This is a genomic window from Pseudomonas aestuarii, assembly GCF_027988105.1.
Taxonomy (GTDB): Bacteria; Pseudomonadota; Gammaproteobacteria; order Pseudomonadales; family Pseudomonadaceae; genus Aquipseudomonas; species Aquipseudomonas aestuarii.
Window position 1 is genome coordinate 1 of the sequence record NZ_JAQJZJ010000045.1, and the last position, 316, is coordinate 316.

The window sequence follows — 316 nt, forward strand, 5'->3', positions numbered from 1 at the left end:
TCGCTAACCACCAGGTTGCCAGCGCCCGCATCCAGCAGCAGCGAAGTACCGGTGACGGTTGAGTTCGCGTTTATGCCTGTGGCGGCCAGCACATCAATGGCCTGCGCATTGACCGGGCCATTGAAGCTAATGTGGCCTTGCGTCGAGTCGATATCCAGATCGCCGCCAAAGCTCAGCGCGTGCAGGGACATGTCGCCGATAGCCGTCAGTGTTGCGCCGCCAATGCCCTGCCAAGCAGAGCCGCTGCTCATGCTGATGCTCTGCGCATCGGCGATCAGCTCACCCTGGGCATCCACGATGCCCGAGGTGCTCAGCG

General features: G+C 62.3%; 1 protein-coding gene. It reads right to left on the reverse strand.

Going from position 1 to position 316, the window contains the following annotated elements; translation table 11 throughout:
* The coding region (locus PH586_RS23490) for a hypothetical protein (protein WP_271350219.1) at window positions 1-316 on the reverse strand (316 nt) is incomplete at both ends.